The organism is Psychrobacillus glaciei (assembly GCF_008973485.1).
Taxonomy (GTDB): domain Bacteria; phylum Bacillota; class Bacilli; order Bacillales_A; family Planococcaceae; genus Psychrobacillus; species Psychrobacillus glaciei.
Window position 1 is genome coordinate 4,127,732 of sequence record NZ_CP031223.1, and the last position, 13,983, is coordinate 4,141,714.

22 protein-coding genes are annotated in these 13,983 nt (G+C 39.5%); all 22 read right to left on the bottom strand.

The genetic code is table 11. The features are described 5' to 3' along the window. Window positions 1-11: 11 nt before the first annotated feature. Window positions 12-371, bottom strand: coding sequence for a 50S ribosomal protein L18 (gene rplR, locus PB01_RS19580; protein WP_151701722.1), 360 nt, complete (start codon window positions 369-371; stop codon window positions 12-14). A gap of 30 nt (window positions 372-401) precedes the next feature. Continuing rightward, window positions 402-941, bottom strand: coding sequence for a 50S ribosomal protein L6 (rplF, locus tag PB01_RS19585; RefSeq protein ID WP_151701723.1), 540 nt, complete (start codon window positions 939-941; stop codon window positions 402-404). Between the two features lie 30 nt (window positions 942-971). Continuing rightward, window positions 972-1,370, bottom strand: coding sequence for a 30S ribosomal protein S8 (rpsH, locus tag PB01_RS19590; RefSeq protein WP_151701724.1), 399 nt, complete (start codon window positions 1,368-1,370; stop codon window positions 972-974). Window positions 1,371-1,399: 29 nt separating this feature from the next. Then, window positions 1,400-1,585, bottom strand: coding sequence for a type Z 30S ribosomal protein S14 (locus PB01_RS19595; RefSeq protein ID WP_151701725.1), 186 nt, complete (start codon window positions 1,583-1,585; stop codon window positions 1,400-1,402). Between the two features lie 18 nt (window positions 1,586-1,603). Further along, window positions 1,604-2,143 carry a 50S ribosomal protein L5 gene (gene rplE / locus PB01_RS19600; protein ID WP_151701726.1) on the bottom strand — a complete coding sequence of 180 codons (540 nt, stop codon included), beginning with the start codon at window positions 2,141-2,143 and terminating at the stop codon, window positions 1,604-1,606. A 23-nt stretch (window positions 2,144-2,166) separates the two neighbouring features. After that, window positions 2,167-2,475, bottom strand: a complete 309-nt coding sequence (gene rplX / locus PB01_RS19605; protein ID WP_151701727.1) for a 50S ribosomal protein L24 — start codon at window positions 2,473-2,475, stop codon at window positions 2,167-2,169. 36 nt (window positions 2,476-2,511) lie between these two features. After that, complete coding sequence (gene rplN / locus PB01_RS19610) at window positions 2,512-2,880, bottom strand: 50S ribosomal protein L14 (protein WP_053591327.1); 369 nt, start codon at window positions 2,878-2,880, stop codon at window positions 2,512-2,514. A 43-nt stretch (window positions 2,881-2,923) separates the two neighbouring features. Further along, window positions 2,924-3,187, bottom strand: a complete 264-nt coding sequence (rpsQ, locus tag PB01_RS19615) for a 30S ribosomal protein S17 (RefSeq protein ID WP_151701728.1) — start codon at window positions 3,185-3,187, stop codon at window positions 2,924-2,926. Window positions 3,188-3,205: 18 nt separating this feature from the next. Beyond that, window positions 3,206-3,406 carry a 50S ribosomal protein L29 gene (gene rpmC / locus PB01_RS19620; RefSeq protein WP_090567840.1) on the bottom strand — a complete coding sequence of 67 codons (201 nt, stop codon included), beginning with the start codon at window positions 3,404-3,406 and terminating at the stop codon, window positions 3,206-3,208. After that, window positions 3,396-3,830, bottom strand: a complete 435-nt coding sequence (gene rplP / locus PB01_RS19625) for a 50S ribosomal protein L16 (RefSeq protein WP_151701729.1) — start codon at window positions 3,828-3,830, stop codon at window positions 3,396-3,398. The genes rpmC and rplP overlap by 11 nt, the downstream gene beginning before the upstream one ends. A 1-nt stretch (window position 3,831) precedes the next feature. Continuing rightward, window positions 3,832-4,488, bottom strand: coding sequence for a 30S ribosomal protein S3 (gene rpsC / locus PB01_RS19630; RefSeq protein ID WP_151701730.1), 657 nt, complete (start codon window positions 4,486-4,488; stop codon window positions 3,832-3,834). Window positions 4,489-4,491: 3 nt separating this feature from the next. Then, a complete protein-coding gene (gene rplV / locus PB01_RS19635) occupies window positions 4,492-4,836 on the bottom strand; it encodes a 50S ribosomal protein L22 (protein ID WP_151701731.1) in 345 nt (114 codons plus the stop codon). A 20-nt stretch (window positions 4,837-4,856) separates the two neighbouring features. Beyond that, on the bottom strand, window positions 4,857-5,135 hold the full coding sequence (rpsS, locus tag PB01_RS19640; protein ID WP_090567829.1) for a 30S ribosomal protein S19: 279 nt from the start codon (window positions 5,133-5,135) through the stop codon (window positions 4,857-4,859). A 60-nt stretch (window positions 5,136-5,195) separates the two neighbouring features. After that, window positions 5,196-6,026 (bottom strand): 50S ribosomal protein L2, encoded by an 831-nt coding sequence (gene rplB, locus PB01_RS19645; RefSeq protein WP_151701732.1) that lies wholly within the window; start codon window positions 6,024-6,026, stop codon window positions 5,196-5,198. Between the two features lie 42 nt (window positions 6,027-6,068). Then, complete coding sequence (gene rplW, locus PB01_RS19650; RefSeq protein WP_151701733.1) at window positions 6,069-6,353, bottom strand: 50S ribosomal protein L23; 285 nt, start codon at window positions 6,351-6,353, stop codon at window positions 6,069-6,071. After that, window positions 6,353-6,976, bottom strand: a complete 624-nt coding sequence (gene rplD / locus PB01_RS19655) for a 50S ribosomal protein L4 (protein ID WP_151701734.1) — start codon at window positions 6,974-6,976, stop codon at window positions 6,353-6,355. The genes rplW and rplD overlap by 1 nt, the downstream gene beginning before the upstream one ends. Before the next feature lie 24 nt (window positions 6,977-7,000). Beyond that, window positions 7,001-7,630 carry a 50S ribosomal protein L3 gene (gene rplC / locus PB01_RS19660; protein ID WP_151701735.1) on the bottom strand — a complete coding sequence of 210 codons (630 nt, stop codon included), beginning with the start codon at window positions 7,628-7,630 and terminating at the stop codon, window positions 7,001-7,003. Between the two features lie 44 nt (window positions 7,631-7,674). Beyond that, window positions 7,675-7,983, bottom strand: a complete 309-nt coding sequence (gene rpsJ / locus PB01_RS19665; protein WP_042478628.1) for a 30S ribosomal protein S10 — start codon at window positions 7,981-7,983, stop codon at window positions 7,675-7,677. Window positions 7,984-8,316: 333 nt separating this feature from the next. Continuing rightward, complete coding sequence (locus tag PB01_RS19670) at window positions 8,317-9,633, bottom strand: Na+/H+ antiporter family protein (RefSeq protein ID WP_151701736.1); 1,317 nt, start codon at window positions 9,631-9,633, stop codon at window positions 8,317-8,319. Window positions 9,634-10,054: 421 nt separating this feature from the next. Next, the gene (tuf, locus tag PB01_RS19675) at window positions 10,055-11,242 is read right to left on the bottom strand and encodes an elongation factor Tu (protein WP_151701737.1); all 1,188 of its coding nucleotides are present in this window, start codon (window positions 11,240-11,242) and stop codon (window positions 10,055-10,057) included. A 117-nt stretch (window positions 11,243-11,359) separates the two neighbouring features. Beyond that, window positions 11,360-13,438, bottom strand: a complete 2,079-nt coding sequence (fusA, locus tag PB01_RS19680; RefSeq protein ID WP_151701738.1) for an elongation factor G — start codon at window positions 13,436-13,438, stop codon at window positions 11,360-11,362. A 51-nt stretch (window positions 13,439-13,489) separates the two neighbouring features. Beyond that, window positions 13,490-13,960 (bottom strand): 30S ribosomal protein S7, encoded by a 471-nt coding sequence (gene rpsG / locus PB01_RS19685; protein WP_151701739.1) that lies wholly within the window; start codon window positions 13,958-13,960, stop codon window positions 13,490-13,492. Window positions 13,961-13,983: the final 23 nt, after the last annotated feature.

The following is a 13,983-nucleotide window of genomic DNA, read 5'->3' on the forward strand; positions in this document are numbered from 1 at the left end:
CCTCCTTCTTCTTAAAATTCTAAGCCGTTTTCACGTGCGGCTTCAGCTAATGCTTTAACACGTCCATGATATAAGTAACCGCCACGGTCAAATACAATAGATTTGATGTTTTTCTCAACAGCACGTTTTGCAATTGTTTCACCAATTGATTTTGCAGCTTCAACATTTCCAACTGTTCCACCAAAGTCTTTATCCATTGTAGACGCACTAACGATTGTTAGACCTTTAGAGTCGTCTATAAGTTGTGCGTAAATATGTTTATTAGAACGGAATACATTTAAACGAGGACGTTCAGTAGTACCCGTGATTTTTGTACGAACACGTGCATGACGTTTTTTACGAACTTGATTTTTGTCTTGTTTCGTAATCACAGTGGTCACTCCTTTCTAATGCGAGATGCATTATTTACCTGTTTTACCTTCTTTGCGGCGTACAACTTCGCCTACATAACGAATACCTTTACCTTTGTAAGGCTCTGGTGGACGAACTTGACGAATGTTAGATGCTAATGCACCAACGCGTTCTTTGTTAATACCGCGAACGATAATTTTTGTATTCGAAGGAACTTCGACTTCAATTCCGTCTTCAGGAGTGAACTCAACTGGATGTGAGTACCCTACATTAAGTACAAGTTTAGTACCTTGTAGTTGTGCACGGTAACCTACCCCAACTAATTCAAGTCCACGCTCAAATCCTTGAGAAACACCAGTGATCATGTTAGCTAATAAAGCACGTGTTGTTCCGTGAATTGTGCGATGGTCTTTTGACTCTGAAGGACGTACTAAAGTAATTATAGTACCTTCTTGCTCAATTTTAATATCTTGATTAAAAGATCTTGTTAATTCACCTTTTGGTCCTTTAACAACTACTGTATTATCTTCATTGATAGCTACAGTAACGTTTGCAGGAACCTCAATTGGTTTTTTACCTACTCGAGACATTTTGTTGCACCTCCATTCGTTTGTTGATTATTACCAAACGTAAGCTACGATTTCTCCGCCAACTTGTTTAGCGCGAGCTTCTTTATCTGTTAATAAACCATTTGAAGTAGAAACTAAAGCAATTCCTAAACCATTTAATACTCTAGGTACTTCGTTTGTTTTAGCGTAAACGCGTAGACCAGGTTTTGAAATACGTTTCAAACCAGTAATAACGCGTTCGTCGTTTTGACCATATTTTAAGAAGATGCGGATGATTCCTTGTTTGCTATCTTCTACATATTCAACATCACGTACGAAACCTTCGCGTTTTAATATTTCAGCGATTTCCTTTTTCAAGTTTGAAGCAGGAACTTCTAATTTCTCGTGACGAACCATGTTAGCATTACGAATGCGTGTAAGCATATCTGCAATTGGATCTGACATTGTCATTACATTTACCTCCTTCCCAGTTTAGGGGATTACCAGCTTGCTTTTTTAACGCCAGGAATTTGTCCCTTGTATGCAAGTTCACGGAAACAAATACGGCAAAGCTTAAATTTACGATATACAGAGTGCGGACGTCCACAGCGCTCACAGCGTGTGTATTGTTGCACTTGGAACTTTGGCGTACGTTGTTGTTTAACGATCATTGATTTTTTAGCCACGTTTTCGCCTCCCTTATTTTACTTTTGGAATGGCATACCGAATTGTGTTAATAACTCACGAGCTTCTTCGTCAGAGTTCGCAGTTGTTACAATTACGATGTCCATACCGCGTACTTTAGAAACTTTATCATAATCGATTTCAGGGAAGATTAATTGCTCTTTTACTCCCAGCGTGTAGTTACCGCGACCGTCAAATGCTTTTTTAGAAACACCGCGGAAGTCACGTACACGTGGAAGAGAGATAGCGATTAATTTATCCAAAAAGTCATACATACGTTCACCACGTAGTGTAACTTTTGCACCGATTGGCATTCCTTCACGAAGACGGAAACCAGCGATCGATTTTTTAGCTTTCGTAACTACAGGTTTTTGACCAGCGATAATTTGTAACTCTTCAACAGCAGCGTCAAGTGCTTTTGTATTTGATACAGCATCACCCACACCCATATTGATAACGATTTTATCAACTTTAGGTACTTGCATTACTGATTTATATTCAAACTTGCTCATTAGAGCAGGAGAAACTTCCTTAAGAAATTTTTCTTTTAGGCGGTTCATGTGTGTACCTCCCTTCTTTTTACTTATTTAATAATTTCACCAGTTTTTTTCGCAACACGAACTTTTTTGCCATCTTCTACTTTAGAACCTACGCGAGTCGGCTCGCCAGTTTTTGGGTCGATTAACATAACGTTCGAAACGTGAATTGCAGCCTCTTGACTTACAATTCCGCCTTGCTGATTAGCTTGGTTTGGTTTCGTATGTTTTTTGACGATGTTTACACCTTCAACTAACACACGATCTTTCTTAGGAAAAGAAGAAAGGATAACACCTGTTTTACCTTTATCTTTACCTGAGATTACCTTAACTTTGTCGCCTTTTTTAACATGCATTCTGTCGCACCTCCTTGATTGGCACTTTCATGTAAATTAAAGAACTTCTGGAGCTAGAGAAACGATTTTCATAAAGTTGCTATCGCGTAATTCACGAGCAACTGGTCCAAAAATACGAGTCCCGCGCGGTCCTTTATCGTCTTTGATGATAACGCATGCATTCTCATCGAATTTGATATAAGTTCCGTCTTTGCGGCGCACGCCGCTTTTTGTGCGAACGATTACAGCTTTAACGACGTCACCCTTCTTGACAACGCCACCTGGTGTTGCTTTCTTAACTGTACATACGACGATATCACCGATATTAGCAGTTTTACGACCAGTACCACCAAGCACTTTTATTGTTAAAACTTCACGTGCACCTGAGTTGTCAGCAACTTTCATACGAGTTTCTTGTTGGATCACTTAGGTAACCTCCCTTCGGAATTATTGAGTTCCGAATTTATTATTAGATAATAACCGCTTTTTCTACAACTTCTAATAAACGAAAACGTTTTGTAGCTGACAGCGGACGAGTTTCCATAATGCGAACGATATCGCCGATTTGGGCTTCGTTTTGTTCATCATGTGCTTTTAATTTCTTAGAATATTTAACACGTTTACCGTATAATTTATGTTTCTTATGAGTTTCAACTAAAACAGTAATTGTTTTTTCCATTTTATCAGAAACTACACGGCCAGTGTATACTTTGCGTTGATTACGCTCAGTCATGCCCGAAAACCTCCTTTATCAGTTGTTTGCACTGATTTCTCTTTCGCGTACCACAGTTTTCATACGTGCAATCGCTTTGCGTACTTCACGAATGCGAGCTGTGTTTTCTAATTGACCAGTCGCCAATTGGAAGCGAAGGTTGAAAAGCTCTTCTTTCAGTGATTTTACCTTTTGTTCGATTTCTGCAGTAGTAAGTTCACGGATGTCATTAGCTTTCATTAGATTCACCACCAATTTCTTGACGTTTAACTACTTTACATTTAATAGGAAGCTTATGTGATGCTAAACGTAACGCTTCACGAGCAACTTCTTCAGAAACTCCAGCAATTTCAAACATAATTTTTCCAGGTTTTACTACAGCTACCCAACCTTCAGGAGCCCCTTTACCTGAACCCATACGAACCTCAAGAGGCTTTTTCGTGTAAGGTTTATGTGGAAATATCTTAATCCATACTTTACCGCCACGTTTCATGTAACGTGTCATTGCAATACGAGAAGCCTCAATTTGACGACTTGTAATCCAGCTAGCTTCAGTTGCTTGTAAACCAAATTCACCGAATGCTATTTCTTTCCCGCCTTTTGCTTCACCACGCATTTTTCCACGGTGTTCACGACGGTATTTAACGCGTTTAGGCATTAACATATTATTTGCCTCCTTCCTCAGAGTTCTTCTTCACTGGAAGGACTTCACCACGATAAATCCATACTTTAACGCCAAGCTTACCATAAGTTGTGTCAGCTTCAGCATGTGCATAATCAATGTCAGCACGTAATGTATGAAGTGGTACAGTACCTTCACTATAGTGTTCAGCACGCGCGATGTCAGCGCCGCCAAGACGTCCAGATACTTGAGTTTTAATACCTTTAGCGCCTGAACGCATAGTGCGTTGAATTGCTTGTTTTTGAGCACGACGGAAAGATACGCGGCCTTCTAATTGACGTGCGATACTTTCAGCTACTAATTTAGCATCTAAGTCTGCTCTTTTAATTTCTACGATGTTGATGTGTACACGCTTGCCAGTAATATCGTTCAAGTGTTTACGAAGTGCTTCGACTTCAGTACCACCTTTACCAATTACCATACCTGGTTTTGCAGTGTGAATTGTGATGTTTACACGTTTTGCTGCACGTTCAATTTCTACTGTAGAAACTGATGCATCTTTTAAACGAGTTTCAATGTGCTTACGAATTTTTAAGTCTTCGTGAAGTAGAGTTGCATAGTCTTTACCTGCGTACCATTTTGACTCCCAGTCACGAATAATACCAATTCGTAATCCTATTGGATGTACTTTTTGACCCACGGATTATCCCTCCTTCTTCTCAGATACCACTACTGTAATGTGGCTAGTACGTTTGTTTATAGCACTTGCACGCCCCATTGCACGTGGACGGAATCGTTTTAATGTTGGACCTTCGTCAACAAAGACTTCAGAAACAACAAGATTGTTAATATCTAAATCATAATTGTGCTCAGCGTTTGCAACAGCAGATTTTAGTACTTTCTCAACAACAGGCGATGCTGCTTTTGGAGTAAGTTGTAAAATTGCAATTGCTTCACCGATTTGCTTACCTCTGATTAAATCTACGACTAATCTTACTTTACGAGGAGCAATGCGCACTGTTTTAGCAATAGCTTTTGCTTGTGACATTTGAATGACCTCCTCTCAAATTAGCGTCTTGTTTTCTTATCATCTGCACCATGACTTTTATAAGCGCGCGTTGGTGCAAACTCGCCTAGTTTATGACCTACCATATCTTCAGTCACGTATACAGGAACATGTTTGCGTCCGTCATATACCGCGATAGTTAATCCGATAAAAGTAGGGAAAATAGTAGAACGGCGAGACCAAGTCTTAATCACTTGTTTTTTCTCAGAGTCCTTTTGAGCATCGACCTTTTTCAATAAATGATCGTCTGCAAAAGGTCCTTTTTTCAAGCTACGACCCATGCTGGAACCTCCCTCCGTGATTGCACCACGGTTCGATCTTTGAACCGTAGTAAAACCACTTTATTTTTTACGACGACGAATGATAAGCTTGTCGGATTTGTTTTTCTTGCTACGAGTTTTGTATCCAAGAGTTGGTTTACCCCATGGAGACATAGGTGACTTACGACCGATTGGCGTACGTCCTTCACCACCACCGTGTGGGTGATCGTTAGGGTTCATTACAGATCCACGTACAGTTGGGCGTTTACCTAACCAACGATTACGACCAGCTTTACCAATGTTCACAAGTTCATGTTGTTCGTTTCCAACTTCACCGATAGTAGCGCGGCATACAGAAAGGATTAAGCGAACTTCACCAGATTGTAAACGTACAATTACGTATTTACCTTCTTTACCAAGTAATTGAGCAGATGTTCCAGCAGAACGAACTAACTGACCACCTTTACCAGGTTTCATTTCGATATTATGGATAGTAGTACCCATTGGGATGTTTTGTAATGGAAGTGCGTTTCCTACTTTAATATCGGCTTCTGGACCTGACAAGATTGTCATGCCAACTTCTAAGCCTTTAGGAGCTAGGATGTAACGTTTTTCCCCATCCACGTAATTAATTAATGCGATATTCGCAGTGCGGTTTGGATCATATTCAATAGTAGCAACACGTCCTGGTATACCATCTTTGTTTCGTTTGAAATCAATGATACGGTATTGACGTTTGTGTCCACCACCATGATGACGAACAGTAATTTTACCTTGATTGTTACGGCCGCCTTTACGTTTCACAGGAGCAAGTAATGATTTCTCAGGCTTGTCAGTTGTGATTTCAGCGTAATCTAATGAAGTCATATTACGACGTCCGTTTGTCGTTGGTTTATACTTTCTAATCGCCATTTTATTCCCTCCTTCTTGAGTATTAATTCCTTCTAATAAGGATTAGATCTCGAATAATTCGATTTCTTTACTTTCAGTAGTTAGTTTAACAATCGCTTTGCGGCGTTTGTTTGTATATCCACCAAATTTACCTACGCGTTTGTATTTACCTTTGTAGTTCATGATGTTCACTTTCTCAACTTTTACTCCAAAGATTTCTTCAACAGCATATTTAACTTGTGTTTTGTTAGCGCGAGTGTCCACATCAAATGTGTACTTTTTATCTGCCATAACTTCAGAAGAACGCTCGGTAATGACCGGACGTTTAATAATATCACGTGCTTCCATTAACCAAGCACCTCCTCTACTTTTTCTACTGCAGCTTTAGTCATCACTAATTTGTCGTGACCAACTAAATCTAATACGTTAATGCCTGTTGCAGACACAACTGTGATCCCAGGGATGTTACGAGCAGCTAGTGCAACGTTCTCATCTAAATCAGCAGTTACGAATAATGCTTTTTTATTGATTGAAAGTCCAGAAAGTACTTTCAAAAATTCTTTTGTTTTTGGTGCATCAAATGCTAACCCTTCAAGTACTACGATGCTTTCTTCATGAACTTTAGTTGAAAGTGCTGAAAGAAGAGCTAAACGACGTACTTTCTTAGGTAATTTATAGCTGTAACTACGTGGAGTCGGACCAAATACAATACCACCACCACGCCATTGTGGAGAGCGAATTGAACCTTGACGAGCACGACCAGTTCCTTTTTGTTTCCAAGGCTTGCGGCCACCACCAGCTACTTCAGAACGGTTTTTCACTTTGTGATTACCTTGACGAAGTGATGCGCGTTGAGCAATGATAGCTTCAAATAAAACAGATTCGTTTGGCTCGATACCGAAAACTTTGTCGTTTAACTCGATTTCGCCAACAGAAGCTCCTGTTTGATTGAATAAAGATACTTTTGCCATTCCTGTTTCCTCCTTTCTCAGAGATTATTTCGATTTAATAGCAGCTTTCACAACTACTAATGATTTACGAGAACCAGGAACATTACCTTTAATAAGTAACAAGTTACGTTCAGCATCCACTCTTACGATTTGTAAGTTTTGGATAGTAACTACATGTCCACCCATTTGACCAGGTAATTTCTTTTGTTTAAATACACGGTTCGGAGCAACTGGCCCCATTGAACCTGGACGACGGTGATAGCGAGATCCATGGGCCATTGGTCCACGAGATTGTCCATGACGTTTAATAACACCTTGGAAACCTTTACCTTTAGTAACACCCGTTACATCGATTACATCGCCTTCTGCGAAACTTTCAACGTTGACTTCTTGACCAACCTCGTAATTAGCTGTATCCAAACCGCGGAATTCGCGGATGAAGCGCTTAGGAGCAGTGCTTGCTTTAGCTACATGCCCTTTAGCTGGTTTGTTAGAAAGCTTTTCACGCTTATCTTCAAAACCTAACTGAATTGCTTCGTAACCATCTGTTTCAACTGTTTTCTTTTGAAGCACTATGTTTGGAGAAGCTTCAACTACAGTTACAGGGATTAAGTCACCGTTCTCAGCAAATACTTGCGTCATACCGATTTTTCTACCTAAGATTCCTTTGGTCATCTGTCACACCTCCTATAATAATTTGTTGTTTTTTATGTTTACCATTAAAGTTTGATTTCAATATCAACGCCAGATGGTAAATCAAGCTTCATTAACGCATCAACAGTTTGTGGTGTTGGGTTAACGATATCGATAAGACGTTTATGCGTACGCATTTCGAATTGCTCACGAGAATCTTTATACTTATGAACAGCACGAAGAATCGTATAAACAGATCTTTCAGTCGGAAGTGGAATCGGACCCGATACACTTGCACCTGAACGTTTTGCAGTTTCGACAATTTTCTCAGCAGATTGATCAAGGATTCTATGATCATACGCTTTCAAACGAATACGAATTTTTTGTTTTGCCATTACTTTCCCTCCTTTTCGCCTATTTTCTAGACATTCTCCACGAAAATTTTCCGTACACTCGCCATGGCAAAGCGGCCGGGTGTGTCGGTAACCTCTCGCTTCATCGCAGTCAAAGACCAACATTCAACATTATACACATTAAAAAAAGATTTCGCAAGTGTTTTTACGAAATTCTTTTACTATGTTGCAAATACATATTTTCTATTTAATAAACATCGTTTTTTTAGCCGTTTTTTAGTATACAAAAACTAGAGTATAAAATCAAATGATAAGGTAAGATGCATCCGTAAAACAGTAGAGATAAAAAAGAAAGGCTCCTAATAGCCTTTCCTTCTATAATATATAAACAATCGCAATCCACCCAAAGAAAATTAACGGTATGTTATAGCAAATGAACGTCGGCACACATGTATCCCAAATATGATTGTGTTGCCCATCCACATTTAGACCTGCAGTTGGTCCGAGTGTTGTATCTGACGCAGGAGAACCAGCATCACCAAGAGCTCCTGCAGTTCCGATTAAAGCAATGATTGCTAAAGGACTTAATCCTAACTCCAACCCAAGTGGTACGAAAATTGCAGCAATGATTGGGATGGTAGCAAAGGAAGATCCAATCCCCAACGTTACAAATAAGCCAACGAATAACATAATTAAAACAGCTATGCTAACATTACCTTTTAATAAACTGGCAGAAGCATTTACTAAACTCTCTACATCTCCAGTTGCGTTAATAACTGCTGCAAAACCATTTGCGGTAATCATAACAAATCCTACAAAAGCCATCATACGCATTCCTTCTGTTAATAGTTGGTCCGCTTCTCTCCACTTTAAGGCACCTGTTACATATAGAACTGTAATTCCTGCAAGAGCACCGGCAATCATAGCTTCCGTCTCTATTTGAACAAATAACGCAGCGATTAGTGCTAGAACAGTAAACACTACACTACTTTTTTTCACTTTAACTTCAAGAACTTCTACTTCAGCTTCTGCTTGTTTATAGTTCCTTGGTTTTCTAAACAATATAAAGGCCATTATTAGTCCAAATAACATCCCTAACGCAGGAATAACCATCGCCTTCGGAATATCTGCTAGTCCAACATTAAGTCCCGACAATCCTATTTGCGTCGCTAAAATTTGTTGATAGATAGCTCCAAAACCAAATGGAAGAAACATATATGGAGTAATTAAGCCGAACGCTAGAATACAAGCTATCAAACGACGATCGACTTGTAGCATATTTAATATTTTTAATATTGGTGGCACTAACAATGGAATAAATGCTATATGAATCGGGATTAGGTTTTGCGAAAAAATAGCCATCATTAATAGTAATAAAAAAACTAATACTTTTGCTAAACCTGTTTTTGGTGAATCGCCTTCTCTTTTTACTAGTTTCAAAATGGCTACTACTAAAAGCTCTGGAATACCTGTTTTAGAAATAGCAATTGCAAAGCCCCCTAATAGCCCATAACTCAATGCAATTGTAGCTCCTGCACCCAACCCACCTGTAAATGCATCAATTGTCTCTGCAATCGACAAACCGGCCGTTAGACCACCCACAAGAGCTCCTATGATCAACGAGAATACAACGTTTATACGTAGTAGACTCAATACTAACATTATAACAACTGCAACAATAACAGCATTCATAAAAACAGCTCACTTTCACACACTAGATTGCTAATATAGAAGAGTTTAGTTGTTCTTAATATCTTTGTCAATACAAAAAGCCCCTTTGCTAATAAAACAAAGGGGTCTTAGACAGTTATTCCAAAATGCTTTTAGAAATCATTAAGAGCTCCTTAACCAGGCATATTTTATTACGCTTTATCCCACCACTTCGAGACTAATCGGTAGTCACAGTAAGTATTCGATGATTCTGTAATTCAAAATTAAAGAATTCAGCGCGCAACGATTTTTTTGCGACGAGTCTGCGCTGGAGCAAATAGTTATTAGGAGTTTTATTAGATAGACACTTTTTCAGTTCATTTCAGTTAGTTTTCGCTATTTTTTCATACAAAAAAAATCCACCTCATCGTCACGAGGTGGATTTTGACTTGTAATTTATTAATTATTTAGTAATTGTAGCAACTACGCCAGCGCCTACAGTACGTCCACCCTCACGGATAGAGAATTTAGTACCTTCTTCAAGAGCGATTGGTGAGATCAAAGAAACGATCATTTCAATGTTATCACCAGGCATAACCATTTCTACGCCTTCTGGTAAGTTACAAACTCCAGTTACATCAGTTGTACGGAAGTAGAACTGTGGACGGTAGTTTGTGAAGAATGGAGTATGACGTCCACCCTCTTCTTTTGAAAGAACATAAACTTCTGCTTTAAAGTCTGTGTGTGGAGTAATTGTACCTGGTTTAGCTAGTACTTGTCCACGTTGGATATCTTCACGAGCAACCCCACGAAGAAGAGCACCAATGTTGTCACCAGCTTCTGCATAGTCAAGAAGCTTACGGAACATTTCAACACCTGTTACAGTAGTTGATTTTGGATCTTCAACAATACCAATAATGTCTACAACATCACCGATTTTAACTTGTCCACGCTCAACACGACCAGTAGCAACTGTTCCACGACCAGTGATTGAGAATACATCCTCAACTGGCATCATAAATGGTTTGTCAGTTTGACGTTCTGGAGTTGGGATATATGAATCAACAGCGTCCATTAATTCAACAATTTTTTCTTCCCAATTTTCTTCGCCTTCTAATGCTTTAAGAGCTGAACCTTTGATAACAGGAATATCATCACCAGGGAAGTTATACTCAGTAAGTAGATCACGGATTTCCATTTCTACTAATTCAAGTAACTCTTCGTCATCTACCATATCACATTTGTTCATGAATACTACTAAGTATGGTACACCAACTTGACGAGAAAGAAGGATATGTTCACGAGTTTGTGGCATTGGGCCATCAGCAGCAGATACTACTAAAATCCCGCCGTCCATTTGAGCAGCACCAGTGATCATGTTTTTAACATAATCGGCATGTCCTGGACAGTCAACGTGTGCATAGTGACGTGTAGCAGTTTCATACTCAACGTGAGATGTATTGATAGTGATACCGCGTTCTTTTTCTTCAGGTGCGTTATCGATTTGAGCATAGCTCATTGCAGTACCACCAGAACGTTTTGCAAGAACTGTTGCGATTGCTGCTGTTAATGTAGTTTTACCATGGTCAACGTGTCCGATTGTACCAATGTTTGCATGTGTTTTGGAACGGTCAAATTTTTCTTTTGCCATTTGAGATTGCCTCCTCAGTAATTGTTTGTTTTTTTATGATAAAAGGTAGAGGGCGTACGTCCCTCTATCTTTTATACGTTATAAATTAGTTATACTTGAATATTGGTGAAAATTCAATTATTCACCTTTATTTTTTTTAATAATTTCTTCAGAAATTGATTTTGGAACATCTTCATAGTGGTCAAACACCATAGAGAATACTCCACGTCCTTGCGTATTAGAACGTAAAGACGTTGCATATCCGAACATTTCAGCAAGCGGCACCATCGCACGAACTACTTGTGCGTTACCACGCGCTTCCATACCTTCAACGCGTCCACGGCGAGACGTAATGTCTCCCATGATGTCTCCTAAATATTCTTCAGGAATAACAACTTCTACTTTCATAAGTGGCTCAAGAATTACTGGATTTACTTTAGATACAGCATTTTTAAGTGCCATTGATGCAGCAATCTTAAATGCCATCTCATTCGAGTCAACATCATGATAAGATCCGTCATATAGCTTAGCTTTAATATCGATTAGTGGATATCCAGCAAGTACACCATTGTTAAGTGAGTCACGAAGACCTGCCTCAACAGCTGGAACGTATTCACGTGGAACTACCCCACCGACAACTGCATTTTCAAATTCAAAGCCTTTTCCTTCTTCGTTTGGAGAGAATTCAATCCAAACGTGTCCGAATTGACCACGTCCACCGGATTGGCGAACGAATTTACCTTCAACTTTAGCAGAGCTACGGAATGTCTCACGGTAAGATACCTGTGGAGCACCTACGTTAGCTTCTACTTTAAATTCACGGCGCATACGGTCAACTAAAATATCCAAATGAAGTTCACCCATACCAGCGATGATTACTTGACCAGTTTCTTGGTCCGTATGTACGCGGAATGTAGGATCTTCTTCTGAAAGTTTTTGTAGAGCTTGCCCCATTTTATCTTGGTCAGCTTTTGTTTTCGGTTCAACAGATAATGAAATAACTGGTTCTGGGAATGTCATAGACTCAAGAATTACAAGAGCTTTTTCATCACACAGTGTGTCTCCAGTTGTTGTATCTTTTAAACCTACAGCTGCAGCAATATCTCCAGCGTATACTTGTGAAATCTCTTCACGAGAGTTAGCATGCATTTGTAGAATACGTCCTACGCGTTCACGCTTACCTTTTGTAGAGTTTTGCACATATGAACCCGCTTGAAGTGTACCAGAATAAACACGGAAGAATGTTAATTTACCAACGTAAGGATCAGTCATAACTTTAAATGCTAATGCAGAGAATGGTTCTGAGTCATCTGAATGACGTTCAATCTCTCCATCAGTGTCTGGGTCAATCCCTTGCATAGCTGGAATATCAAGTGGTGATGGTAGGTATGCAACAACTGCGTCTAGAACTTTTTGAACACCTTTGTTTTTAAATGCAGTACCACATACTACTGGATAGAATTCTACGTTTAGAGTACCTTTACGGATACCAACAACTAATTCTTCGTTCGTAATCTCTTCTCCACCAAGATATTTTTCCATTAAATCTTCGTCAAGTTCAGCTACCGCTTCAACTAACTTTTCACGGTACTCATTAGCTTGAGCTTTAAATTCTTCTGGAATTTCCACTTCTTCCATGTCAGTTCCTAGGTCATTAGCGTACATAGTAGCAGTCATTGTTACTAAGTCGATAATTCCGCGGAAATCTTCTTCAGCACCGATTGGTAACTGAATTGGATGAGCATTAGCTTGTAAACGGTCATGTAGTGTTCCTACAGAATACAAGAAATCTGCTCCCGTTTTATCCATTTTGTTAATGAAAACAATACGTGGTACGCCATAAGTTGTAGCTTGACGCCATACTGTTTCTGTTTGTGGTTCAACACCAGATTGCGCATCTAGTACTGTAACCGCGCCATCAAGTACACGAAGTGAACGTTCAACTTCAACTGTGAAGTCTACGTGACCAGGTGTATCGATGATATTTACACGGTGACCATCCCAAGCAGCTGTTGTCGCAGCAGAAGTGATTGTAATACCACGTTCTTGCTCTTGCTCCATCCAGTCCATTTGTGAAGCACCTTCATGAGTTTCTCCAATTTTATGGATTTTCCCAGTGTAATAAAGAATACGCTCCGTAGTAGTCGTTTTACCAGCATCTATGTGAGCCATGATCCCGATATTACGTGTTTTTGCTAAGGAGAACTCTCTAGCCATATTGTATTTCTCCTTTCAATTTCGGATTAGAGTATGATTTTTAAATAAATCCTACCAACGATAGTGTGCGAACGCTTTGTTAGCTTCCGCCATTTTGTGCATATCTTCACGTTTCTTAACTGAAGCACCAGTGTTGTTTGATGCATCAAGAATTTCGTTAGCTAAACGTTCTTCCATCGTTTTCTCTCCACGAAGGCGTGAATAGTTCACTAAGTAACGAAGACCTAGAGTTGAACGACGATCTGGACGTACTTCTACCGGCACTTGGTAGTTTGCACCACCAACACGACGAGCACGTACTTCAAGAACTGGCATTACGTTAGTTAATGCAGCTTCAAATACTTCTAAAGCATCTTTACCAGAACGTTCTTTTACTAGTTCGAACGCTCCGTATAGGATTTTTTGAGAAGTACCTCTTTTACCATCTACCATCATTTTATTGACTAAACGAGTTACTAGTTTCGAATTATAAATTGGATCTGGTAACACGTCACGTTTGGAAACAGGACCTTTACGAGGCATGTGTTTTCCTCCTTTCGACTAAT

Bases quoted from the DNA above. Each gene is read 5' to 3' on its own strand.
- rpsS (WP_090567829.1), bottom strand. From the start codon at position 5,135: ATGGGTCGTAGCTTGAAAAAAGGACCTTTTGCAGACGATCATTTATTG.
- rpmC (WP_090567840.1), bottom strand. From the start codon at position 3,406: ATGAAAGCTAATGACATCCGTGAACTTACTACTGCAGAAATCGAACAA.
- rplX (WP_151701727.1), bottom strand. From the start codon at position 2,475: ATGCATGTTAAAAAAGGCGACAAAGTTAAGGTAATCTCAGGTAAAGAT.
- rpsJ (WP_042478628.1), bottom strand. From the start codon at position 7,983: ATGGCAAAACAAAAAATTCGTATTCGTTTGAAAGCGTATGATCATAGA.
- rplE (WP_151701726.1), bottom strand. From the start codon at position 2,143: ATGAACCGCCTAAAAGAAAAATTTCTTAAGGAAGTTTCTCCTGCTCTA.
- fusA (WP_151701738.1), bottom strand. From the start codon at position 13,438: ATGGCTAGAGAGTTCTCCTTAGCAAAAACACGTAATATCGGGATCATG.
- rplW (WP_151701733.1), bottom strand. From the start codon at position 6,353: ATGGAAGCACGTGATATTATTAAACGTCCGGTCATTACCGAGCGTTCT.
- rplC (WP_151701735.1), bottom strand. From the start codon at position 7,630: ATGACCAAAGGAATCTTAGGTAGAAAAATCGGTATGACGCAAGTATTT.
- rplP (WP_151701729.1), bottom strand. From the start codon at position 3,830: ATGTTAATGCCTAAACGCGTTAAATACCGTCGTGAACACCGTGGAAAA.
- rpsH (WP_151701724.1), bottom strand. From the start codon at position 1,370: ATGACAATGTCAGATCCAATTGCAGATATGCTTACACGCATTCGTAAT.
- rplV (WP_151701731.1), bottom strand. From the start codon at position 4,836: ATGTCACAAGCAAAAGCTATTGCTAAAACAGTGCGCATTGCTCCTCGT.
- PB01_RS19670 (WP_151701736.1), bottom strand. From the start codon at position 9,633: ATGAATGCTGTTATTGTTGCAGTTGTTATAATGTTAGTATTGAGTCTA.
- rplD (WP_151701734.1), bottom strand. From the start codon at position 6,976: ATGGCAAAAGTATCTTTATTCAATCAAACAGGAGCTTCTGTTGGCGAA.
- rplF (WP_151701723.1), bottom strand. From the start codon at position 941: ATGTCTCGAGTAGGTAAAAAACCAATTGAGGTTCCTGCAAACGTTACT.
- rplB (WP_151701732.1), bottom strand. From the start codon at position 6,026: ATGGCGATTAGAAAGTATAAACCAACGACAAACGGACGTCGTAATATG.
- tuf (WP_151701737.1), bottom strand. From the start codon at position 11,242: ATGGCAAAAGAAAAATTTGACCGTTCCAAAACACATGCAAACATTGGT.
- rpsQ (WP_151701728.1), bottom strand. From the start codon at position 3,187: ATGACTGAGCGTAATCAACGCAAAGTATACACTGGCCGTGTAGTTTCT.
- rpsG (WP_151701739.1), bottom strand. From the start codon at position 13,960: ATGCCTCGTAAAGGTCCTGTTTCCAAACGTGACGTGTTACCAGATCCA.